Genomic DNA, 21,544 nt, shown 5'->3' on the forward strand with positions numbered 1-21,544 from the left:
TATGAAAGTAACCGAACACATAAAAAACGGAAACGGAAGAACCCAGTTTTCATTCGAGATTTTACCACCTTTAAAGGGGGAAAACATACATTCCATTTTCAGTAATATTGATCCGTTGATGGAGTTTCAACCGCCTTATATAAATGTTACATATCACCGTGAGGAATATATTTTTAAGGAATTGAAAAATGGCTTGATAGAAAAGAAAGTCGTTCGCAAACGTCCGGGAACGGTTGGCATTTGTGCCGCAATCCAAAACAGATATCACGTAGATGCGGTGCCACATATTTTGTGTGGTGGATTTTCGAAAGAAGAAACCGAGAACTTTTTGATAGATCTTCAGTTTTTAGGAATTGACAACGTAATGGCTTTACGCGGGGATGCTGTGAAAAGTGAAACCTATTTTACCCCCGAAAAAGATGGTCATAAATTTGCGTGCGATCTCGTTGATCAAGTTAGTTCATTGAATAAAGGCACTTATTTAGACGACGAACTTCAAAATACATTCCCAACAGATTTCTGTGTAGGTGTGGCGGGTTATCCCGAAAAACATATGGAAGCTCCGAGCAGCGAAAGCGATATTCATTTCCTAAAAAAGAAGATAAAAAATGGAGCAGAATACATTGTAACTCAGATGTTTTTCGACAATGAAAAGTACTTCAAATTTGTTGAGAAATGTAGAGCCGCCGGGATTACTGTGCCGATTATACCGGGGTTAAAACCAATTGCAGTCAAGTCGCATCTCAATTTAATTCCCCACAGGTTTAAAGTAGATTTGCCAGATACATTGGTGAAAGAAGTGGTAAAAGCGAAGGATAACAAAGCCGTGCGCCAAATTGGGATTGACTGGTGCGTGCAGCAAAGCAAAGAATTGGTGAAAGCAGGCGTGCCGTTTTTGCATTATTATTCAATGGGAAAAAGCAGCAATATTAAAGAAATTGCTTCACAGGTATTTTAAGCAGAAAAGAAAATAAATGCTTTCCCTCAAAGTTTGAAGATTAGTTTATCTTTACGACCGTTGAAAAAAAAATGAAGCACCTACTATTACCTTTCATAGCAATACTTACCTGTTTTCCGCTTTTTTCGCAGGATAAGGAATTAAAGCCAATATCATTGGAAGCCGATTTTTTCTACGGCTCAATTCTCGAACACAATCCAGATATTGAACATATAATAACTGGTCACCCAACAGGTTTTATTTTTGCATTTAACAGGAAAACATATGGTTTTAATGAGTGGGAGCGACGCTTTAAATATCCAGATTGGGGTTTTACAGCAGCATATCAAAATTTACACAACGAATATTTAGGAAGTGCTTTCAGCGCCTATGGACACTTCAATTTCTACTTTTTAAAACGTAATTTAATGATTAGGGTTGGGCAAGGAGTTGCTTATGCAACAGACCCTTTTGATCCAATTTCAAACTACGATAACAACGCTTACGGCACACATTTTTTGAGTTCAACGTTTGTGAAGGTAAATTTTGTGCGTGAGAATATTTGGAAAGGTTTGGGATTCCACGCTGGTTTTACCATTATCCACTATAGCAACGCAAACTTTAAAGCACCTAATAATAGTACAAATACGTTAGCACTTAATGCTGGGGTAAGTTATCAGTTAGATTATAAGGAATTTCCAGAATTTATAGTGCAGGAAGATTCACTCAGCAAAACCCATGCAGAACGATTTAAATATAACCTTGCTTTTAGAACTGGTATTAACGAAAGTGATGTTGTTGGGCTAGGCCAGGAACCATTTTTGGTAATTTCGGCTTTTGTTGATAAACGTATTAATTATAAAAGCACTTTTACGGCTGGGGTAGATGTTTTCTACTCTATTTTTCTAAAAGAATTAATTACATATCGTTCTATCGCATATCCTGAAGATAATCTTTCGGGAGACGAAGACCATAAACGCGTTGGCGTTTTTGTAGGCCATGAGTGGCGTTTTAACAAGGTCGCTTTTGTTTCGCAGTTGGGGTATTATGTTTATTATCCGTATGAATTTGAAAATCGGGTTTACAACAGATTGGGTCTGAAAAGATATTTCTTTAGCGATACCGTTTTTGCTGCAGTAACCGTACACGCTCATTGGGCCAAGGCTGAAGCTGTGGAATTTGGCATAGGTTACCGCTTATAATGATTCTGAAATTTTCAGAAATACTAAGTATGAAAAAAATAATTTACATCGCATTAATTCTACTCTTTGCAGGCTGTAGCTCTGACAAAAGTTGGGACTGCATTCAATCTTCAGGAGATATTGTGGAGAAGGAAGTAAATGTTCCGCCATTTACAAAAATTATAGTTTGGGATCGTATAAAGCTATTTATTGAACAAGGAGATGAACAAAAAGTAAGAATTGAAACAGGTGAAAATATAATTTCGGACGTAACGGCTACCGTAACAAATGGCAAGCTGGAAATTCTGAACAGCTATAGCTGCAATTTAGCTCAAGATTATGGACTGACAAAAGTATATATAACCGCTCCAAATATTACTGAAATCCGAAGTAGCACCGGATACCTTATTGAAAGTATTGGCGTGTTGAAATACCCTTCATTAACGCTACTTTCCGAAGATCAAAATAACGAAGATGAATATCAAATCGATGGTGATTTTAAACTGGATTTAGAAGTCGAAAATATAAATATTGTTGCTAACGGTCTTTCAAATTTCTTTTTAAGCGGAACGGCTACTTATGCAAGTTTCGGCTTGTATGCTGGCGATTCCAGAATATATTCTGAAAACCTAATTGTGCAAAACTTATATATCTATCATCGAAGTACTGGTGAAATGATTGTGAATCCGCAATTAACTATTCGCGGTAAAATTGTGAGTTTGGGCAACGTAATCTCCATGCACCGACCACCGATTGTTGAAGTAGAAGAACTCTATCGAGGCAAACTTATTTTTCGATAGTCAATTCAGAAAATAACTTTTCTAAGGTTGTATTTTTTTGATGCAACTGAAGAATTTTCAAACCATTATCGTGGGCAAAATCGAAGACTTTTCCTCGCATATCTTGTTCTGTATCGAAGGTAAGCTGATATACAAAACCAATTGAGTTTTCAACCTTTTCAATTTTTGGCAGCTTATGTAGCGCCACTTCTTCCACACGATAGTCAAACTCAACTTCAATAATTTGCTGTTTATTGTTTTTAAGGTCTTTCAGCTTTTTGTCGAGTACAATTTTACCTTTATTTATAATAATTACGCGATCGCAAATAGCTTCTACTTCCTGCATAATATGCGTGGAAAGTAAAACTGTTTTTTCCTTTCCTACGTTTTTAATTAATTCCCTAATTTCAACTAATTGATTGGGGTCTAAACCTGTTGTTGGCTCGTCGAGTATTAATACTTCGGGGTCGTGCAAAAGGGCATTAGCAAGCCCAACACGTTGTCGGTATCCTTTTGAAAGTTGGCTAATCTTTTTATTAGCTTCAGGAGTTAAACCTGTTTTCTGAATAACATTTTCAACCTCAGTTTTTTGAATATTATAAATTCCGGCGTTGAAGAGTAAATATTCCCGAACGTACATATCTAAATAAAGCGGATTGTGTTCGGGCAGATAGCCTACACTTTTTTTAACGGCTATATCATCTTTGGTAACTTCAAAACCGTTGACGATTGCAACGCCTTCCGAAGCAGGAAGAAAGGTGGTTAAAATCTTCATCATGGTAGATTTTCCTGCACCATTCGGGCCTAAAAAGCCTACAATTTCTCCTTTTTCAATGGTGAAGGAAACTTTGTTCAGCGCTTTCTGTTCGCCGTAAATTTTAGTAATATTTTCTACGTGTATCGACATAATTTTTCAAAAACAAAGCTACATAATTTTCTTCCGAAGTGATTGTGCTTCCGAAGTAAAAATTTTCTTAAAACGTTTACGAAATAATATTTATTAGCTAATTTAGCCGCGATGAAAATAAATCTTATTTACAATTTTTCCCAAGGGTGGTGGCATATGTTCAAAAACATTTGCTAGTGGGATAATTGTATTATAAATATACTTTGAAAAGTCCCATTTTGGGGCTTTTTTTATGACTTGAATTTATGGAAAATAAAAAGGAATTACGCAACTGGTTAGACGCTTTCGGATTGAATCATCCGCTTGTAATAGCTGGACCTTGCAGTGCCGAAACTGAAGAACAACTATTAAAAATTGCGCACCAATTAAAAGATACAGATACTTCAGTTTTACGAGCAGGAATTTGGAAACCACGCACGCGACCTGGAAATTTTGAGGGAGTTGGAGCCCTTGGTTTGAAATGGCTTCAAAAAGCGAAGGAAGAAACAGGATTACTCACAACTACGGAAGTTGCAAACGCTAATCACGTAGATTTGGCACTGAAGCACGATGTAGATATTTTGTGGATTGGCGCACGCACAACGGTATCACCTTTTATAGTGCAAGAAATTGCAGATGCTGTACGAGGGACCGATAAAATTGTTTTGGTGAAAAATCCTGTTAATCCAGATTTGGCTTTGTGGCTAGGTGCTGTAGAACGGTTTTATACTGCAGGAATTACTAAACTTGGGGTAATACATCGCGGTTTTTCTACCTATGAAAAGACGCGTTATCGAAATAATCCGGAATGGCAAATCCCGATTGATTTACAAAATGCTTTTCCAGATTTGCCGCTAATTTTAGATCCTTCGCACATTGCAGGTAGACGAGATATTATTTTTGACCTTTGTCAAACTGCACTCGATTTAAATTACGATGGGTTAATGGTAGAAACTCATTTTGATCCTGACAATGCGTGGAGCGATGCCGCACAACAAATAACTCCTGCGACTTTAGATAAAATAACGGTTGATCTTAAAATTCGTAAAGTAGAAGGCGAGGAGGAAGAATTCAAAAATCAGCTAAATACTATGCGTACCCAAATAGATTTAATAGATGATCAAATTATGGACATGTTGGGCAAAAGGATGAAAATAGTCGATAATATTGGAACCTTGAAAAAGAAAAACAACGTTGCCATTTTACAGGTGAAACGATGGAATGAAGTGCTTGGACGAATGATTTTGGAAGGTGAACAAAACAGACTTAGTGAAGAGTTTGTACTGAAAATTTATAAAGCCATTCATCAGGAATCTATTAACCACCAAAAAAAGGTGATAAATGATTGAAAGATTTTGCAACTTTGCGAGATGAAAGGCCTAGTCTATAAATCTACCGGTAGTTGGTACACCGTAAAAGCGGAAAATGGAACTTTTTATAATTGCCGTATAAAAGGTAAGTTCCGCATTGGTGGAATAAAAAGCACAAATCCAGTTGCGGTGGGAGACCACGTAGGTTTTGATGTTGAGAAAAAAGGCGATGAAACGGTGGGTGTAATTAAGGAAATAGACGAGCGTAATAATTATATTATTCGTAAATCGGTTAATCTTAGTAAGCAAACACACATTATTGCTGCCAATATTGATATTGCTTTTATGCTTATTACCCTCAATAATCCACCAACCTTTACCACTTTTATCGATCGGTTTTTGGTTACTGCGGAAGCATATCATATTAAAGCGGTGCTTATTTTCAACAAAATTGATACTTATAACGAAGACCAATTACTTGAGATAAAATTTCTTGCTGCTCTTTACCGTAAAATAGGTTACGAGTGTATAGGGATTTCTGCCATTACAGGTAAAAATTTAGACAAAGTAAAATCTTTGATGCAGGATAAAGTGACGATGTTTTCGGGCCATAGCGGCGTTGGAAAATCTACCTTAGTTAATGCGCTTGAACCTGGCTTACATTTAAAAACTTCCAAAATTTCTGACCAGCATTTGCAGGGCCAACACACCACAACATTTGCTGAAATGTTCGACCTTTCTTTTGGTGGACAAATAATAGACACACCGGGTATTAAAGGTTTTGGTGTGGTTGAAATGGATAAAGAAGAGTTAGGCGCTTACTTTCCAGAGTTTTTTAAACTGAAGGAAAACTGCAAGTTTAACAACTGTCTTCATTTAGAAGAACCGCACTGCGCAATTAAAAATGCATTAGAAAACGAAGAAATTGCGTGGTCTAGGTATAAAAGTTATTTGCAAATTTTGGCTGGAGAGGAAGATCATTTCCGAAAAGATATTTACGAGAAATAAAGGTTCAAATTTCTAAAAGTATTACCGTTAGCAACTAACCTTAACTCAATAACTCAAAATGCGGGTATTAATTCAAAGAGTAAAAAAAGCCTCTGTTACCATTGACGGGAAAATCTTTTCTGAAATAAATCAGGGTTTACTTATTTTATTAGGAATTGAAGCTGAAGATTCCCACGACGATATTGACTGGTTAGCAGGAAAAATTGCACGTTTACGGATTTTTTCGGATGAAAATGATGCTATGAACCTCTCGGTTCAAGATATTAACGGCGACTGTTTAGTGGTTAGCCAATTTACACTTCACGCAAATACAAAAAAAGGAAACCGTCCTTCATTTATAAATGCGGCTAAGCCTGAAACTGCAATCCCACTCTACGAAAAATTCCTGCTTCAGCTTGAAAATGAAATTAATAGAAAAGTAAAAACAGGAAATTTTGGCGCCATGATGGATGTGGCATTAATTAATGACGGACCGGTAACAATTTGGATAGATTCAAAAAAAAGAGAATAATTCCTTTAACTTTTTCTTAACCTTTAAAATTTTTTATATATTGCCAAGCAATTATAGAAATTCTTGAACTAGCTCCCCGCAACATTCAATTTTGATTAGTATGAATGATCTTATCGTTCAATTTTGCTATTCCTCATGTAACTCCTATATATGAAAAACATTTTTTGTTTTGCATTGCTTCTTTGCGGTGCTCATATTTTCGCGCAAAACGAATATTCCATTGCGTCTATTCCAAAAGATCTTAAAGAATATGCTAATAGTGTGTTATTAGATGAGTTGGTTGAAATTGATGTAAGCAATTTCAATAAGATGAATGTAAAAACCCGCCGGGTTACGGCTGTGCTTAACAAACTTGGTTACGGCGATTCACGACTCTATGCCTTTTATGACCCTAACTCTCGCGTTAAGGATATTGAGGTTAGGATTTATAATGCCTCTGGTAAAGAAATTGAGCATTTCAAAAAGAAGGATTTTATGGATGTGAGTCGTACGGGCTCCAGTATCTATAGTGATGACCGTATGTTGGGCATAAACTACACCCCAACAACATATCCTTATATTGTAGTTTTTGAAAAGGAAACTGAAACTGGAGATACTGCATTTTTGAGTCCGTGGTATCCATTGAATGGGTATGCTGAAAGTACTAAAAAGAGCGTGTTGAAAATTAAATTCGACCCTTTGAATAAGCCTAAGTATAAGGCACAAAATTTAGAAGGTTACAACATTACAATTTCCGAAAATCCGGAAGAATTAATATTCACAGCTACCGATCTTAAAACAATAAGATACGAAGAGCACAGTCTTTCGCAGAGTAAAATTTTCCCAATTATTTATGTGGCGCTCAATAATTTTAAACTAAAAGGAACTGCAGGTTCGGGCAAAGACTGGCAACAGTTTGGAAGCTGGATGGCTAAAAGTTTACTTGCCGACGTAAATGAACTTCCTGCGGGCACGCTTGCACAAGTTAGAAGTCTAGTAGCTAATGAAACCACAAACGAAGGTAAAGCTCGAAAAATTTACAAATATGTGCAGGATAAAGTTCGCTACATCAGTATACAAATAGGTATTGGAGGGTGGAAACCGATGCTGGCTTCAGACGTAGATAAGCTTAGTTATGGCGACTGTAAAGCACTAACTAATTATACAAAGGCGTTACTTGATGCCGTTGGTGTGCCATCGTATTACACAGTTGTGTATGGAGATGCTATGGAATGGGATATTATGGAAGATTTTTCTTCGCTTCAAGGAAATCACGTTATACTTGGTATTCCTAATGAGGCTAATGAAATAACGTGGCTTGAATGTACCAGCCAAGACACTCCTTATGGCTACATAGGTAATTTTACAGATGATAGAAATGTGCTGATAATTACACCCGAAGGAGGTAAAATTGTACGTACCACGGTTTATAATACTAAAGAGAATACACAAGTAAACAATGCAAAAGTAAAGATAGATGCAGAAGGAAATGTAACTGCCACTTTGAATACTGTTTCAAAAGGACTTCAGTATGATAAAATGTATATTCTTCCAAAACGAAAACAAGAAGATTTAGATGAATATTACAAGGAGAAGTGGGGTTATATAAATGGATTTTCTATTGTTGATGTAAAACTCAATAATGATAGAGAAGCCGTGGTTTTCACTGAAGATTTAGCACTTAATATTCCTAATTATGCGAATCCAGTAGGTAACGATTATCTTTTTTGCGCCAATATTTTCAATCAAAATCAACACATCCCGCCGCGAATTGAAAACCGAAAACAAAATCTTTACATCGGCACTGGCTATGTAGATATAGATTCTGTTGAGGTTGAGCTACCTGAAAATTTTGAGGTGGAAGGTCTTCCCGAAGAAACTATTTTGGAAACCAAATTTGGAAAATACGAGATGAGCTTTAGCAAAACCGATGCTCATAAAGTAATATACAACAGAAAAATTACCATAAACAAAGGCGATTATCCGCCTTCTGAATATGAAAATTACCGCGATTTTCTTCGGTCAATCGCACGACTTGATAAAACAAAAATTCTTTTAAAACAAAATGTACAATAAACAACAGAATATTATGAAATCTAGCCTACTTACAGTAATTGCAGTTATGTGTTTTGTTAGCACAGCTGTAGCTCAAAATTATAAATTTGGAAAAGTTTCCAAAGAAGAATTGGTTCAAAAAGTGCATCCTACGGAGCCTACGGCCGATGCCGCAGTTTTATACAGAGAAATTCACACCGAATTTCAATACACAAATAGCGATGGTTTTTATATGGTTACCGATATTTTCGAGCGTGTTAAAATCTATAATAAAGAAGGTTTTGATTGGGCTTCTAAAGAAGTAGACCTTTATCAAGGCGATTCGGGATCTAAGGATGAAATTACTGGTTTAAAAGCCTATACTTACTTTTTGGATGGGAGTGGTGATATAGAAGAAGTGAAATTAAGAAACGACGGTGTTTTTGAAGAAAAAACAAGTAAATACCTTCACAAAACGAAATTTACAATGCCCGACATTCGTGAAGGCTGCGTAATAGAATATAAATACACTATTAAATCTCCGTTTATCGGCAACATTGATGAGTTCAGTTTTCAAGAGATTATTCCGGTTGAAAAAGTAGAAATACGTTTCGCTTCTCCAGAGTATTTCGTATTCAAGACACATCAAAAAGGCTGGGTTCCTTATAAAGTTGAAAAGGATGGTAGAGACCGAACAATTGCATTGGCAAACTCTCGTTCAGAATACGATATATACGGTAACAGAACATCTAAAGGTGGACCGAGAGATTTAAGATTTAAAGAAGATATTTACACAATTAATTTAGCCAATGTGCCAGCAATGAAAGAAGAAGCATTTGCCGGAAATATTGATAACTATGCCACTGGACTTAAATTTGAATTGAGTTATGTAGATTTTCCTGGCAGCTCAATGAAATCCTATTCAACTACTTGGGAAGATGTTTCAAAAGGGATTTACAAAGTAGATTCATTCGGCGACGAATTGGAAAAGGACAATTATTTTGAAGATGATCTAAATAGTCTATTAAGTGGTGTTAGCAGTCCCGAAGAGAAAGTATCAAAGATCTTTTCGTTTTTATTGAACAAAATGACTTGGAATAATTTCACGGGTTATTACACTAACGAAGGTGTAAAGGAAGCTTATAAAAAAGGATCGGGTAATGTGGCTGATATTAACCTAATGCTCATTGCTATGTTACGAAAGGCTAATCTTGACGCCAATCCAGTATTGGTAAGTACCAAAACTCACGGTATTCCGCTATTCCCAACACGTAATGGTTTTAATTATGTAATAGCCGGCGTTGAACTTCCTGGTGGAATTGTATTGCTAGATGCAACCAATAAAGATGCAGAAATTGGCGTGTTAAAGTCGAGTGTGTTAAACTGGCAAGGGCGCGTAATTAAAAAAGATGGCACTTCTGGTTGGGTTTCATTAAACTCTTTGGTTCCCGCAGTAAAAAGCGCAATGGTAAGTGCAGAAATCAATCCAGATTTTTCAATTGTGGGTAAAGCTCAAAATAGATTTACTGGTAATTATGCTTTCAAATACAGAACAGAGTTTAAAAGTTTAAACGAAGATTCAAGACGAAAAGCGATTGAAAAGGATACGAAGCAAACAGAATTATCGAATGTAAATTTCGAAAATTTAAGCACCTTAGGGAAACCCGTTGCTTTAGAATATGATTTTGAAACACTCGATGCAGTTGAAGATGTAGCAGGAAAATTATATTTTTCACCTTTAATTTTTATGGCCACGACTGAAAATCCTTTTAAACCTGAAACGCGTTCATACCCTATAGATTTCGGCTATCCTATGAAAGATCGTTATATTGTAAATATAGATTTGCCGGAAGGTTATAATGTTGAATCATTGCCTGAAAATGCAGTGTATAATCTAGGAGAAGGAGTAGGAAGCTACCGTTACTTAATTACGCAAATAGGTAATAAGCTTCAGGTTTCTGTAGAACTTTCTATCAATACTTCTTTAATAGCTGCTGCGGAATACGGAAATTTGAAAAAATTCTTTGAACTTTTAGTAGCGAAAGAAAACGAAAAAGTTGTACTTTCTAAAGCATAATGGATATCAAAAACGCACAACAAGCAGTAGATGCTTGGATTAAAACACACGGGGTACGCTATTTTAATGAGCTCACCAATATGGCACAGCTCACCGAAGAAGTGGGCGAAGTTGCACGTATTATTGCCCGCCGCTATGGTGAGCAAAGTGAAAAGAAAAGTGACAAAAATAAAGATTTGGGCGAAGAGCTTGCAGATGTTATTTTTGTGGTACTTTGTTTAGCCAACCAAACCGGTGTTGATCTTGAAGACGCTTTTCAGAAAAAGTTGGATGTAAAAACCAAACGCGATCACGACAGGCACCACAGCAACGAAAAATTAAAATAGTATGTTTAAAAGAGTTATAAATACAAAAGGTTTTTGGAAATCGGTATTGTCGCTAACAATTGCTTCTGCTATCCTTTTTACAATTGTGAAGTGGGCAATAGAAGGTTTTGAGACGACTTTTTTCACTGAAAGAAATCCTTTTGTGTTTTTCGTAATCCTTATTTTGGCAGGCTTTATTTACGGCTTTCTTGTAACCTTTGGAAAATTTAGGTCCAAGCTCAAAGAAAACGATAAACGGAAATGAAAGCCAATCTTAAACGCGGTAAATTTCCAATAGAAAATGTAAAAATCAATATAGGCGGTTCCAAAAGTGAATCGAACCGATTGTTGATTTTACAGGCGCAGTTTCCAAATATTACTATTCAGAATCTTTCCGAAAGTGATGATACTGTTGCGCTTCAAATTGGTTTGCAAAGCTCAGAAGGTATTGTAGATATTCATCATGCCGGAACGGCGATGCGTTTTTTGACAGCGTATTTTTCGGCAAAACAAGCTACCCAAACAACGCTCACCGGAAGCCAACGAATGCAAGAAAGACCAATTGGTATTTTGGTAGATGCATTAAAAAATTTAGGAGCAACTATTGAATACGTAAATCAAGATGGCTTTCCTCCTTTGAAAATTACGGGTAAAAATCTTCTTAAAAATGAAGTAACGATTAAAGCTAACATGAGTAGTCAGTATATTTCTGCGCTTATGTTAGTTGCGCCAATGCTACCCAGCGGTCTGAAAATTACTCTTGAGGGAGAAACCACTTCGGTGCCTTATATTGAAATGACACTTTCACTTTTGAGAAGTATCGGTATAGAAGGAAATTTCAACAAAAATATAATTACCATTTCATCGGCAAAAACTGTAGAAAGCACCACATTAACAGTAGAATCAGATTGGAGTTCGGCGTCTTATTTTTATAGTTTGGTAGCGCTATCTAAAGATTGCAAAATAACACTCGGAAGTTTTTCTGAAGAAAGCTTACAGGGCGATGCTGCGTTGGTTCAGATTTACGATTCTTTGGGCGTACAAACTGTTTTTAATACTTCAGAAAAGACTATTTCGCTCTCGAAAAAAAATATAGAATTACCAGATTCTATTATGCTCGATCTTACAAATACGCCAGATTTGGCACAGACTATTGCCGTAACTTGTTTTGGTTTGGGCATAGGTTGCAAGCTTACGGGGCTTCACACCTTAAAAATTAAAGAAACCGACAGGCTAACAGCTTTAAAAAACGAATTGGAAAAATTAGGGGCAACGCCTCAAATTGATGACAATTCTTTAAATCTGGAAAAGTCTTTTCAAATTAACCCGAATGTGTTGATAGAAACTTATCAAGATCACAGAATGGCGATGGCCTTTGTGCCGCTGGCGGTTAAAACAAGCTTGATAATTAACAATGCAGAAGTAGTTTCAAAATCATATCCAAGCTTTTGGGAGGATTTAAAAAAAGTGGGTTTTGACTGTTCTTTAAGCGATTCTTCAAAATAATAAACCTTCTAAGTTAGCAGCCAGTAAGCTATAGTAAAGATTTCCAAATAATAAACGGTCTTTTACTTGACAACGCCTGTTTTGAGGTTGTATATTTGCAGCCTTTTAAAATCTAAAGACAACTCGCAATATGGGAATGAAACTTTCAAATTTTGGCTTTACTCTTCCAGAGGAATTATTGGCTGAGTATCCGGCTCCAAACCGTGACGAATCACGACTTATGGTGCTAAACCGAAAAACCAAGACAATTGAACACAAAATGTTCAAGGATATTATTGATTATTTTGATGAAGATGATGTACTGGTAACCAACAATACAAAGGTTTTTCCTGCACGTTTGTTCGGAAATAAAGAAAAAACAGGAGCTCGAATTGAAGTTTTTCTTTTAAGAGAGTTGAATCCAGAAACCCGTCTTTGGGATGTTTTGGTAGATCCAGCGCGAAAAATTAGAATTGGAAACAAACTATATTTTGGCGAGGACGAAACACTTGTTGCAGAAGTTATAGACAATACAACTTCTCGTGGAAGAACGCTTCGTTTTCTTTTTGACGGTTCTTATGAAGAATTCCGCAATAAATTGACAGAATTGGGCGAAACTCCACTTCCAAAATATATAAAGAGAGAAGTAGAACCAGAAGATGCAGAACGTTACCAAACTATTTTTGCAAAAAATGAAGGAGCTGTAGCAGCGCCAACCGCTGGTTTACACTTTTCAAAACACTTGTTAAAGCGTCTTGAAATTAAAGGTGTAAGTATAGCAGAAGTTACATTGCACGTAGGCTTGGGAACTTTCAGCTCTGTTGAGGTTGAAGATCTTTCAAAACATAAAATGGATTCTGAAGAAATGGAAATTACTCAGCAATCTGTAGATATTATCAATACAGGTATTCAGAGGAAAAAAAGAGTATGTGCTGTAGGTACAACGGCAATGCGTGCTTTGGAGAGTTCAGTTTCTTCAAACCACACGCTAAATGCTTACAAAGGTTGGACTAATAAATTTATCTTTCCTCCGTATGATTTCAGTATTGCAAATGCAATGATTAGTAACTTCCATACTCCAAAGTCTACTTTATTAATGATGGTTTCAGCATTTGCTGGACACGAATTTATTAAAGAAGCGTATGCAGAAGCTATTAAAGAAAAATACAAGTTTTACTCATATGGTGATGCAATGTTGATTATCTAAATCAAGCCCCATAAATACTAATGAATCCCGATATAAATCGGGATTTTTTATTTTGTAAGCGTTTGGTTTCCAAATGTCAAAATAAAGAGATACCTTAGTGTTCGTTTTTAAAAATACTAACCAGCGGGCTTAATGAAAAAAACTACGATTTTCTTCATTTTATGTTTCTACGTTCTTATTGCCTTTCCACAAGGTAATGGGGATGATTTCCCTATGAGTTGGGATTTAGATTTACCACAACAGCCCGATGTTATTCGCCTTCCAACTTTAGACTTAGAGTTAATAGTACAGCAAGATAGCATTAACGACTTAGACAAAAGTATGCCTTGGCGCTACGGAATTGAAATACCTTTAAACCTAAATATGAATCAAGGTGGGTTGTGGACTACACTTCCCAATGGTGCTAAAATATGGCGCACTACCATCCAATCGCACGGAGCGCTTAATTTGAGTGTAAATTTTAGCGATTTTTATTTACCCCCAGGCTCCAGAGTTCAACTATACAATCAAGATAGAACGGATATTACTCGAACTTTTAATAATGCGCAGAACCGAATTAACGGTCAATTGGGAACGTGGTTTGTAGAAGGTGAAATTATCTGGATTGAATACTATCAGCCTCCTAGCACGAAAGAATCACCACGACTTCAAATAACTAATGTTATCCATGGTTACAGAATGGGTAGTGTAAATGCATTCGTTGAAGGCATTCGCGGTATGAACGAATCTGGAGATTGTAATTACGATGTAAACTGTTCTGTTGGTAGCGATTTCGACACAAAAAAAGATTTAATTAAAAAATCAGTAGCACTCTTAAATTTAGGAAACGGGCATTTATGTTCTGCTGCATTGGTGAATAATACACAGAGTGATAAAACGCCATACATATTAACCGCCAATCATTGTTTGGATAATAGTAGTCCGGCGTTATGGACTATTCGTTTTAATTGGGTAAGTCCAAATCCTGTCTGCGGAACCGATGAAGAGAGTGGAGATTTACAAACAAATTTTACCATCAGCGGCGCCGAATTAAAAGCGAACAATAGCAAAAGTGATTTTGCGTTGGTTCAGCTTTTTGAGAAAATCCCAGATTCTTGGGATGTTGCTTTTGCTGGATGGGACAACACAGATACCGACCCGCTTTACGAAGTGGGAATTCACCACCCCAATGGCGATATTATGAAAATATGCCGCGATGATTCTGGCGCCACAAAAGTTGATGCAAATGGTACAGAAGTATGGTTAATTGGCGGTGGCGCCCATGGAAGTGGTAATGGCTGGGAAATTGGCACTACCGAAAGTGGATCTTCTGGTTCGCCACTTTTTGACGAAAACGGACGTATTATCGGGCAATTATATGCTGGTCAGTCTGCGTGTGTCGGTTTAGAAAATAATCAGGAGTACGATATTTATGGCAGGTTTGGGGTTTCTTGGAATGCTGGTAACACTCCCGAAACTCGTTTGATGGAGTGGTTAGACCCAACAAATTCGGGTCACACATATGTAGAAACGATTCAAAATCTTTTGAATATTCCAGATTTTGAACTTATTGGAGACCTTAAAATTTATCCCAACCCGGCTAGTACAACCATTACGGTTGAGAACACTAGATTCCCGCACCTATCATTTCAGTTTTTGAATGCTTTGGGGCAACGCATCCATTCAGGCTCATTGTCTAATACCAATAACACCATAAATGTGGCAAACCTAGCTGATGGCGTATATTTCCTATATTTAATAGATGAGGATAGCAAGGATTCTATAACCAAAAAGATAATTATTAATAAATAAACCATAATTCTATTATTGTTGAAATGCCTCTATTCTGCAAAGGAAAGGGGCATTTTACTTTTAAATACAGTAATTTTGCACAATGATTGCAGAAAAAAGAGATATAAGAGCACTTTCAAAAGAAGAACTTCGAAGTTTTTTCGAAAGCATTGGCGACAAAGCTTTTCGTGGAACCCAAGTTTACGATTGGTTGTGGAGCAAAGGAATTCATAGTTTTGATGATATGACGAATCTTTCCAAAGAAACGCGCGCGCATTTGGATGAAAATTTTGTTATTAACCACATTAAGGTAGATCATATTCAAAAAAGTAATGACGGTACAATTAAGAACGCTGTAAAGCTTCATGATGATCTTATAGTTGAATCAGTTTTAATTCCCACAAAAAAGCGCACCACCGCTTGCGTTTCATCACAAGTAGGTTGTAGTTTAGATTGTAGATTCTGCGCTACGGCGAAGCTTAAAAGAATGCGAAATCTAAACCCCGATGAAATTTATGACCAAGTAGTGGCTATTGACAGAGAAAGCCGCTTATATCACAACAAACCGCTTTCAAACATTGTTTTTATGGGAATGGGCGAACCACTAATGAATTATAAAAATGTTTTGAGTTCTATTGAAAAAATTACTTCGGAAGAAGGCTTGGGGATGTCTCCAAAACGGATTACCATTTCTACATCTGGTGTGCCTAAAATGATAAAGAAATTGGCAGATGATGAAGTTAAATTTCACCTTGCTGTATCATTGCATTCCGCTATTCAGGAAACACGGGAGCAAATTATGCCTTTTGCAAAAAGCTTCACTTTAGTTGACCTTCGCGAATCTTTGGAATATTGGTATAGCAAAACGAATCGTAAAATTACTTACGAGTACATTGTTTGGAAAGATATAAATGATAAGTGGGCAGATATTGAAGCACTCGTTACATTTTGCAAATATGTGCCTTGTAAAGTGAATATTATTGAGTACAATCCTATTGACGACGGTCATTTTCAGCAGGCTTCTTCATCCATAATAGACGATTATATACAAGCGTTGGAACACGATAGAATTCCTGTAACAGTCCGCCGAAGCAGAGGGAAAGATATTGATGCTGCCTGTGGGCAGTTGGCAAATAAACAATAAAAAAAAGAGCGGCCAAAGGCCGCTCTTTTCAATTCAATATAAAACGTAAATTAGTTCTTTACGATTTTAAAAGACTTGATTGCTCCGTCAATAGATACAGTAGCAATGTAAATTCCAGACTGTAATCCTGAAAGTTCAATAGTTTCGTTGTTGCTGCTCAATTTTTGAGAAACAACTTGTTGACCTAACATATTGTAAAGTGCAACATTCTCCATTAAAGTGCTTGCTGAAAGATTTAATTGGTTGTTTGCTACAAAGTATTCAAAACCTTTGAACTCATTAGTTCCAACAGCTAAAACACCACTTACCATTACGTCATCAATAGAAAGAAAGTCCATGTCACTAACATCGTGATGTCTGAAAGCTATGTAAACAGTCTCACCAGACAAGCTTGAAAGATCTAAAGAACGCTCATATTGAGTTCCTGCATCTGCTGGGTCGTCATAAACCTCGGTGAAAGTTACCGTAGCAGCTTCTAAATCTACGATGTCGCTGCTAGTGGCAACATATATAGTATAATTCTCCATGTCCCATTCAGCTGCTGCAGCCTGAACTTTCCAAGTTAATTCAACGTTTCCACTAGCAGTTGTCAAATCAATAGCTGGAGAAACAATCCAATTATCTGGAGTTAAAGCAGTACCGCCTTGCCAAGATCTTGAAATAATTGAAATCGGTGTTACTGGGTTTCCGTCAGTGTCTTCTACAACAAAAAGATCAGCCCACAAGTTTTCATCACCATCTTCATCGTAAAGAGTCCAATCTGAAACATCTTCGTCATTAAAGTCGTCTGAGAAAAAAGTAGTCTGTGCAGTCATTGCAAAGCCAGCAAATAATGCGGCCATTAATGTAATTTTTTTCATTTTAAATATTATTAGGGTTAAATTTATTTTCTCAAAAATAGGTTTTGAGTTTTCGGGATTGGCTATTTCCTTATGGTTTAACGCCTTTTAGTATATTCTTATATATATCCTCTTATACTGATGTATCACTATCTTTATAACAGCGTGCTTAAACAATTCTGTTTATAAACTTACTACAAGGGTGTTTTTATAAACGACTAATAAGTCGCCTATTATATATTCTGTTAAACTTAGTTTTTGTAGCAGACAATAATCCCTTCTAGCTTTTAAACTGGTTTGAAACTGTCGTCCTATTTTAACTATCTTTGACGCTTTATGAAGATAGTTTCACGCATAAAACTTCCCATTGAATTAGAAATGGAGCTTTTCGAGAAAAAGTTCTCCGCTTCTATGTCGTCTAAAGTTTCCCTTCTCAATAGAATTACGCACTATGTTGTAAATAGAAAGGGAAAACAAATGCGACCCATGTTTGTATTCCTAATTGCAAAAATGACCAACAATGGCGAAGTAAACGAACGCACGTATCGCGGCGCTTCGGTAATTGAATTAATACACACGGCAACTTTAGTGCACGACGATGTGGTGGACGACAGTGATCGCCGTCGCGGATTTTTCTCAATAAATGCGCTTTGGAAGAATAAAATTGCTGTGCTAGTGGGTGATTATCTGCTTTCAAAAGGATTATTACTTTCTATTGATAATGATGATTTCGATCTGCTAAAAATAATCTCAGTCGCAGTTCGCGAAATGAGCGAGGGTGAATTACTTCAGATTGAAAAAGCCCGCCGACTCGATATTACTGAAGAAATCTATTTTGAAATTATACGTCAAAAGACAGCTACTTTAATCGCAGCCTGTTGCGCAATGGGAGCCCGTTCCGTAATGGCACCAGATGATGAAGTTGAGAAAATGCGCAAGTTTGGCGAACTCATTGGTACAGCTTTTCAAATAAAAGACGATCTTTTCGATTATGGTAACGAGCACATTGGCAAACCCACGGGTATCGATATTAAGGAGCAAAAAATGACGCTTCCTTTAATATATGCCTTAAATAATGCGACTTCCGAAGAAAAAAAATGGCTTGTCAATTCCGTTAAAAATCATAATAAAGACAGCAAACGCGTAAAAGAAGTTATCGCTTTTGTGAGGGATAATGGCGGTTTGGATTATGCCGTTGTAAAAATGAAGGATTTCCAGCAACAAGCGCTTCTACTTTTAAATACCTATCCTGCTTCGCCCTATAAAGATTCGCTAGAGTTGATGGTGAATTATGTTATAGACCGGAAAAAGTAGCAGCTTGCAGTCTCAGTTTCCAGTGGTAAACTGAATACTGCCACTGAAAACTGAAAACTTTTTTCTTCCAGGCAACCTTTTTTAAAAAACCTGCGTCTATTAAAATAGAAGCCTATAAAAGCGAAGCGTATTTTGAAAATAATACCCTTACATAAAAATTATTCTAAGTTGATTAGCAAGTCGTCTAAAGGCGATCGCCGCGCGCAGCATCAATTGTTTGAAATGTTTTCGCCCAAAATGTTGGGTGTTTGCAGACAGTATTTAAAAAACAACGATTTGGCTGAAGAGGTAATGTTAACCGGGTTTTTCAAGGTATTTACAAATTTAACTGCTTTTAAAAACGAAGGTAGTTTTGAAGGATGGATACGCCGAATAATGGTAAACGAAAGTATTTCGCAACTTCGGAAGGACAAAAAATTACATTTTATTTCTGAATCTGAAATTGAGAATACAACCGCCCATTCCACTTTTATTGAAACCGAATTAGAAACGGCTGAAATTCAAAAAATGATTGACAATCTGCCCGACGGTTACAAAACGGTTTTTGTACTCTACGCGGTTGAAGGTTACAAACACGGTGAAATTGCAGAGCTATTGCAGATAAGTGAAAGCACTTCAAAGACACAACTTTTTAAAGCACGTAAAATGCTTCAAAACATGGTAAAACAACAAAATAATATAAGTTATGGCACCTTATAAATTAGAAGATAATATTCGCGAAAAGCTAGAGGCGAGGGAACTAAAACCTTCTTCCGAAGCTTGGAAAAAACTAGAGGCAAAATTAGATGCCGAACAACCTAAAAAGAAACCAGTGCTTTGGTATTACGCTGCAGCAAGTTTTGTGGGTTTCTTAATTCTGGCCTCGGTTTTCTTAGGCAGAAATAATACAGAAGTAATCAATCAAATTGTAGAAGAAAACCCCGAGCAATTGATTGAAAATGAATCTGAAATTATTCCCAACAACTCTGAAGTTACTGAAATTGTTTCCGATGAAAATAATTCAGAAAAAGAAACTGAAAAGAAACAAGAAACGAATTCAACTCAATTAAAAACACTTCCGCAGAAAAAATCTGTAATTGATGAAAAGATAGAAAAAAGTGAGGCTATTGCAACAACTTCCGAAAGCGAAAAACAATCTAAAAAGGATGCTTATGCAACCACTTCGGGCTTAAATTCTGAAGCATTAGCGAAGGAAGAAGAAAAACTTTTGAATAATAAAATAGATGAAGTGGTTGCTTCGGTTAAAAAACTTCAGCAGAATAACTCGGAGGTTTCTATAAGTGAAGTGGAAAACCTGTTAAACAACGCTCGCCGCGAAATACAGACCCAACGAATTTTAAACAGCCCGAAAGTAGATGCCACTGCATTGCTTCAGGATGTGGAAGTGGAGTTGGAAAAAAGCTTCCGCGACAAAGTTTTTGATGCCCTCGGCGAAGGTTTTCAAAAAGTGCGCACCGCCGTTTCGGAACGAAATGATTAGCTGTATCTCCTCTCTAGCGTAACATTTTTTGTGCAGTCTAAAGACAGGCAAAAGTTTATTATAAGTATCAATTAACATTCATCAATAATTCATCATTAATCAAAAAAATCGAACAGTTATGAAATCACTAATCACGATTACACTTGCGCTCACAATATGGCTTTTAGCCGGTGTTTATGCACAAGCACAGCAAACAACCCCAGAAACACAAACTGCTGTTGAGCAGCTAAGTGCGTTAAAAGAAAAGATTATCCAAGAGGAAAAAGACGCGCTAAAAGTAGAAATTGAAAGAATAAATACGTTGTTAAACAGTGATGGCGTTACCGAAGCAGAGGGCGAAATTTTAAAACAAAAAGCTGCAGAAAAGCACGCGCTAAACATCGAAAACCGTTTGGCGATAATTGATAATAAGATTGCACTGCTAAAGCGAAATGGTGCTAGGGACATTGATGATAGCGGGTTAAGCATCCGTATTGGGTATAATGATAAAAAAAGTAAGGAAGAAGGCTTGTTGAATATAGAAGTCAAAACAAAGAAGCGAAAGTACGATCGGAGAACTTCCTCAGATCTCGTCTTCGCTTTTGGTCTGAACAACGCCACAACAGAAGGCGAATCTTTAAAAGATTCCGACTTTAAAGTTGCCGGAAGCCGTTTTGCCGAACTTGGCTGGGCGTGGAAAACCCGTGTTTTTGATAACACAAATTGGTTGCGAATTAAGTATGGTGTATCCTTCCAATTTAACGGATTGAAGCCAACAGACAACCGATTTTTTGTAGATGCTGGAGAACAGACCGAGCTGCAAACCTATCCTTTAAATTTGGACAAGTCAAAATTTAGAATGGACAATCTAGTTGTGCCATTTCACTTCGAGTTTGGGCCTTCAAAAAAGATAGAGCACGATGATTACTTTCGTTATAATACCGAAAATAAACTTACAGTTGGTCTAGGAGGTTATGCGGGAATAAATTTGAGCACTCGTCAAAAACTAAAATTTGAAGAAGATGGCGAAGACCAAAAACTAAAATTAAAAGCAAATTATAACACTAACCAATTTATCTACGGCCTTAGTGGTTATATAGGTTGGCAAGGCGTGGCGCTATATGCCAAATACGATCTCAACACAATTTTTAAAAACAATCCCGTAGACCAACACAACGTTTCTCTAGGTTTACGCTTCGATGTAGATTAGCCAGAACGACTTTCATTATTCGTTTGTTTATAAACCTGCAAGGTTTTCAAAACCTTGTAGGTTTCTCTTTTATATATTGTTATTTTTACCGAGAGCTTCATTCTATTAA

The 21,544-nt window shown here is 36.7% G+C and carries 19 protein-coding genes; 17 read left to right on the forward strand and 2 right to left on the reverse strand.

Annotated elements, in window-relative coordinates:
• Window position 1: 1 nt before the first annotated feature.
• From metF to AC3RVG_RS10325, 3 genes are all read left to right on the forward strand, one after another.
• Window positions 2-958, forward strand: a complete 957-nt coding sequence (gene metF / locus AC3RVG_RS10315) for a methylenetetrahydrofolate reductase [NAD(P)H] (protein ID WP_489691384.1) — start codon at window positions 2-4, stop codon at window positions 956-958.
• Between the two features lie 71 nt (window positions 959-1,029).
• A complete protein-coding gene (locus AC3RVG_RS10320) occupies window positions 1,030-2,139 on the forward strand; it encodes an acyloxyacyl hydrolase (protein ID WP_489691385.1) in 1,110 nt (369 codons plus the stop codon).
• 29 nt (window positions 2,140-2,168) lie between these two features.
• Window positions 2,169-2,918 (forward strand): head GIN domain-containing protein, encoded by a 750-nt coding sequence (locus AC3RVG_RS10325; RefSeq protein WP_489691386.1) that lies wholly within the window; start codon window positions 2,169-2,171, stop codon window positions 2,916-2,918.
• Here the strand turns inward: AC3RVG_RS10325 and gldA are convergent.
• Entirely contained in the window at window positions 2,905-3,804 is a 900-nt protein-coding gene (gldA, locus tag AC3RVG_RS10330; RefSeq protein WP_489691387.1) for a gliding motility-associated ABC transporter ATP-binding subunit GldA, read from the reverse strand. The genes AC3RVG_RS10325 and gldA overlap by 14 nt on opposite strands.
• 245 nt (window positions 3,805-4,049) lie before the next feature.
• Here gldA and AC3RVG_RS10335 point away from each other — a divergent pair, with 245 nt between their 5' ends.
• The 10 genes from AC3RVG_RS10335 to rlmN all read left to right on the forward strand — a co-directional run bounded on the left by AC3RVG_RS10335 (window position 4,050) and on the right by rlmN (window position 16,613).
• Window positions 4,050-5,132: a chorismate mutase gene (locus AC3RVG_RS10335; RefSeq protein ID WP_489691388.1), complete on the forward strand. Its 1,083-nt coding sequence runs from the start codon at window positions 4,050-4,052 to the stop codon at window positions 5,130-5,132.
• A gap of 21 nt (window positions 5,133-5,153) precedes the next feature.
• Window positions 5,154-6,101, forward strand: coding sequence for a ribosome small subunit-dependent GTPase A (gene rsgA / locus AC3RVG_RS10340; protein WP_489691389.1), 948 nt, complete (start codon window positions 5,154-5,156; stop codon window positions 6,099-6,101).
• A gap of 58 nt (window positions 6,102-6,159) precedes the next feature.
• Window positions 6,160-6,612, forward strand: a complete 453-nt coding sequence (gene dtd, locus AC3RVG_RS10345) for a D-aminoacyl-tRNA deacylase (protein WP_489691390.1) — start codon at window positions 6,160-6,162, stop codon at window positions 6,610-6,612.
• Between the two features lie 150 nt (window positions 6,613-6,762).
• Complete coding sequence (locus AC3RVG_RS10350) at window positions 6,763-8,667, forward strand: DUF3858 domain-containing protein (protein WP_489691391.1); 1,905 nt, start codon at window positions 6,763-6,765, stop codon at window positions 8,665-8,667.
• Window positions 8,668-8,680: 13 nt separating this feature from the next.
• A complete protein-coding gene (locus tag AC3RVG_RS10355) occupies window positions 8,681-10,702 on the forward strand; it encodes a DUF3858 domain-containing protein (RefSeq protein WP_489691392.1) in 2,022 nt (673 codons plus the stop codon).
• Window positions 10,702-11,028 carry a nucleotide pyrophosphohydrolase gene (locus tag AC3RVG_RS10360; RefSeq protein WP_489691393.1) on the forward strand — a complete coding sequence of 109 codons (327 nt, stop codon included), beginning with the start codon at window positions 10,702-10,704 and terminating at the stop codon, window positions 11,026-11,028. Before AC3RVG_RS10355 ends, AC3RVG_RS10360 begins: the two co-directional genes overlap by 1 nt.
• 240 nt (window positions 11,029-11,268) lie before the next feature.
• Window positions 11,269-12,513 carry a 3-phosphoshikimate 1-carboxyvinyltransferase gene (locus tag AC3RVG_RS10365; RefSeq protein WP_489691394.1) on the forward strand — a complete coding sequence of 415 codons (1,245 nt, stop codon included), beginning with the start codon at window positions 11,269-11,271 and terminating at the stop codon, window positions 12,511-12,513.
• 136 nt (window positions 12,514-12,649) lie between these two features.
• Entirely contained in the window at window positions 12,650-13,699 is a 1,050-nt protein-coding gene (gene queA, locus AC3RVG_RS10370) for a tRNA preQ1(34) S-adenosylmethionine ribosyltransferase-isomerase QueA (protein ID WP_489691395.1), read from the forward strand.
• Between the two features lie 132 nt (window positions 13,700-13,831).
• Window positions 13,832-15,490: a T9SS type A sorting domain-containing protein gene (locus tag AC3RVG_RS10375; RefSeq protein ID WP_489691396.1), complete on the forward strand. Its 1,659-nt coding sequence runs from the start codon at window positions 13,832-13,834 to the stop codon at window positions 15,488-15,490.
• An 82-nt stretch (window positions 15,491-15,572) separates the two neighbouring features.
• Window positions 15,573-16,613 carry a dual-specificity RNA methyltransferase RlmN gene (gene rlmN, locus AC3RVG_RS10380; protein ID WP_489691397.1) on the forward strand — a complete coding sequence of 347 codons (1,041 nt, stop codon included), beginning with the start codon at window positions 15,573-15,575 and terminating at the stop codon, window positions 16,611-16,613.
• A 50-nt stretch (window positions 16,614-16,663) separates the two neighbouring features.
• On the opposite strand, the gene AC3RVG_RS10385 is transcribed toward rlmN, so the two are convergent.
• Window positions 16,664-17,473, reverse strand: a complete 810-nt coding sequence (locus AC3RVG_RS10385; protein WP_489691398.1) for a choice-of-anchor J domain-containing protein — start codon at window positions 17,471-17,473, stop codon at window positions 16,664-16,666.
• A 315-nt stretch (window positions 17,474-17,788) separates the two neighbouring features.
• Here AC3RVG_RS10385 and AC3RVG_RS10390 point away from each other — a divergent pair, with 315 nt between their 5' ends.
• The 4 genes from AC3RVG_RS10390 (at window position 17,789) to AC3RVG_RS10405 (ending at window position 21,435) form a co-directional block, all read left to right on the forward strand.
• Entirely contained in the window at window positions 17,789-18,766 is a 978-nt protein-coding gene (locus AC3RVG_RS10390) for a polyprenyl synthetase family protein (protein ID WP_489691399.1), read from the forward strand.
• 132 nt (window positions 18,767-18,898) lie between these two features.
• Complete coding sequence (locus tag AC3RVG_RS10395; RefSeq protein WP_489691400.1) at window positions 18,899-19,465, forward strand: RNA polymerase sigma factor; 567 nt, start codon at window positions 18,899-18,901, stop codon at window positions 19,463-19,465.
• Window positions 19,452-20,246, forward strand: coding sequence for a hypothetical protein (locus AC3RVG_RS10400; protein ID WP_489691401.1), 795 nt, complete (start codon window positions 19,452-19,454; stop codon window positions 20,244-20,246). Before AC3RVG_RS10395 ends, AC3RVG_RS10400 begins: the two co-directional genes overlap by 14 nt.
• Window positions 20,247-20,364: 118 nt before the next feature.
• Window positions 20,365-21,435 (forward strand): hypothetical protein, encoded by a 1,071-nt coding sequence (locus tag AC3RVG_RS10405; RefSeq protein WP_489691402.1) that lies wholly within the window; start codon window positions 20,365-20,367, stop codon window positions 21,433-21,435.
• The last annotated feature ends 109 nt before the right edge of the window (window positions 21,436-21,544 follow it).

Source organism: Aequorivita sp. IT1282 (assembly GCF_058068205.1).

What these genes read in the sequence shown, in the direction of transcription:
- AC3RVG_RS10360 (WP_489691393.1), top strand. Translation starts at nt 10,702, where the DNA reads ATGGATATCAAAAACGCACAACAAGCAGTAGATGCTTGGATTAAAACA.
- dtd (WP_489691390.1), top strand. Translation starts at nt 6,160, where the DNA reads ATGCGGGTATTAATTCAAAGAGTAAAAAAAGCCTCTGTTACCATTGAC.
- AC3RVG_RS10320 (WP_489691385.1), top strand. Translation starts at nt 1,030, where the DNA reads ATGAAGCACCTACTATTACCTTTCATAGCAATACTTACCTGTTTTCCG.
- AC3RVG_RS10390 (WP_489691399.1), top strand. Translation starts at nt 17,789, where the DNA reads ATGAAGATAGTTTCACGCATAAAACTTCCCATTGAATTAGAAATGGAG.
- AC3RVG_RS10350 (WP_489691391.1), top strand. Translation starts at nt 6,763, where the DNA reads ATGAAAAACATTTTTTGTTTTGCATTGCTTCTTTGCGGTGCTCATATT.
- AC3RVG_RS10385 (WP_489691398.1), bottom strand. Translation starts at nt 17,473, where the DNA reads ATGAAAAAAATTACATTAATGGCCGCATTATTTGCTGGCTTTGCAATG.
- rsgA (WP_489691389.1), top strand. Translation starts at nt 5,154, where the DNA reads ATGAAAGGCCTAGTCTATAAATCTACCGGTAGTTGGTACACCGTAAAA.
- AC3RVG_RS10405 (WP_489691402.1), top strand. Translation starts at nt 20,365, where the DNA reads ATGAAATCACTAATCACGATTACACTTGCGCTCACAATATGGCTTTTA.
- AC3RVG_RS10375 (WP_489691396.1), top strand. Translation starts at nt 13,832, where the DNA reads ATGAAAAAAACTACGATTTTCTTCATTTTATGTTTCTACGTTCTTATT.
- AC3RVG_RS10335 (WP_489691388.1), top strand. Translation starts at nt 4,050, where the DNA reads ATGGAAAATAAAAAGGAATTACGCAACTGGTTAGACGCTTTCGGATTG.
- AC3RVG_RS10325 (WP_489691386.1), top strand. Translation starts at nt 2,169, where the DNA reads ATGAAAAAAATAATTTACATCGCATTAATTCTACTCTTTGCAGGCTGT.
- gldA (WP_489691387.1), bottom strand. Translation starts at nt 3,804, where the DNA reads ATGTCGATACACGTAGAAAATATTACTAAAATTTACGGCGAACAGAAA.
- AC3RVG_RS10365 (WP_489691394.1), top strand. Translation starts at nt 11,269, where the DNA reads ATGAAAGCCAATCTTAAACGCGGTAAATTTCCAATAGAAAATGTAAAA.
- metF (WP_489691384.1), top strand. Translation starts at nt 2, where the DNA reads ATGAAAGTAACCGAACACATAAAAAACGGAAACGGAAGAACCCAGTTT.
- AC3RVG_RS10355 (WP_489691392.1), top strand. Translation starts at nt 8,681, where the DNA reads ATGAAATCTAGCCTACTTACAGTAATTGCAGTTATGTGTTTTGTTAGC.
- queA (WP_489691395.1), top strand. Translation starts at nt 12,650, where the DNA reads ATGAAACTTTCAAATTTTGGCTTTACTCTTCCAGAGGAATTATTGGCT.
- rlmN (WP_489691397.1), top strand. Translation starts at nt 15,573, where the DNA reads ATGATTGCAGAAAAAAGAGATATAAGAGCACTTTCAAAAGAAGAACTT.
- AC3RVG_RS10400 (WP_489691401.1), top strand. Translation starts at nt 19,452, where the DNA reads ATGGCACCTTATAAATTAGAAGATAATATTCGCGAAAAGCTAGAGGCG.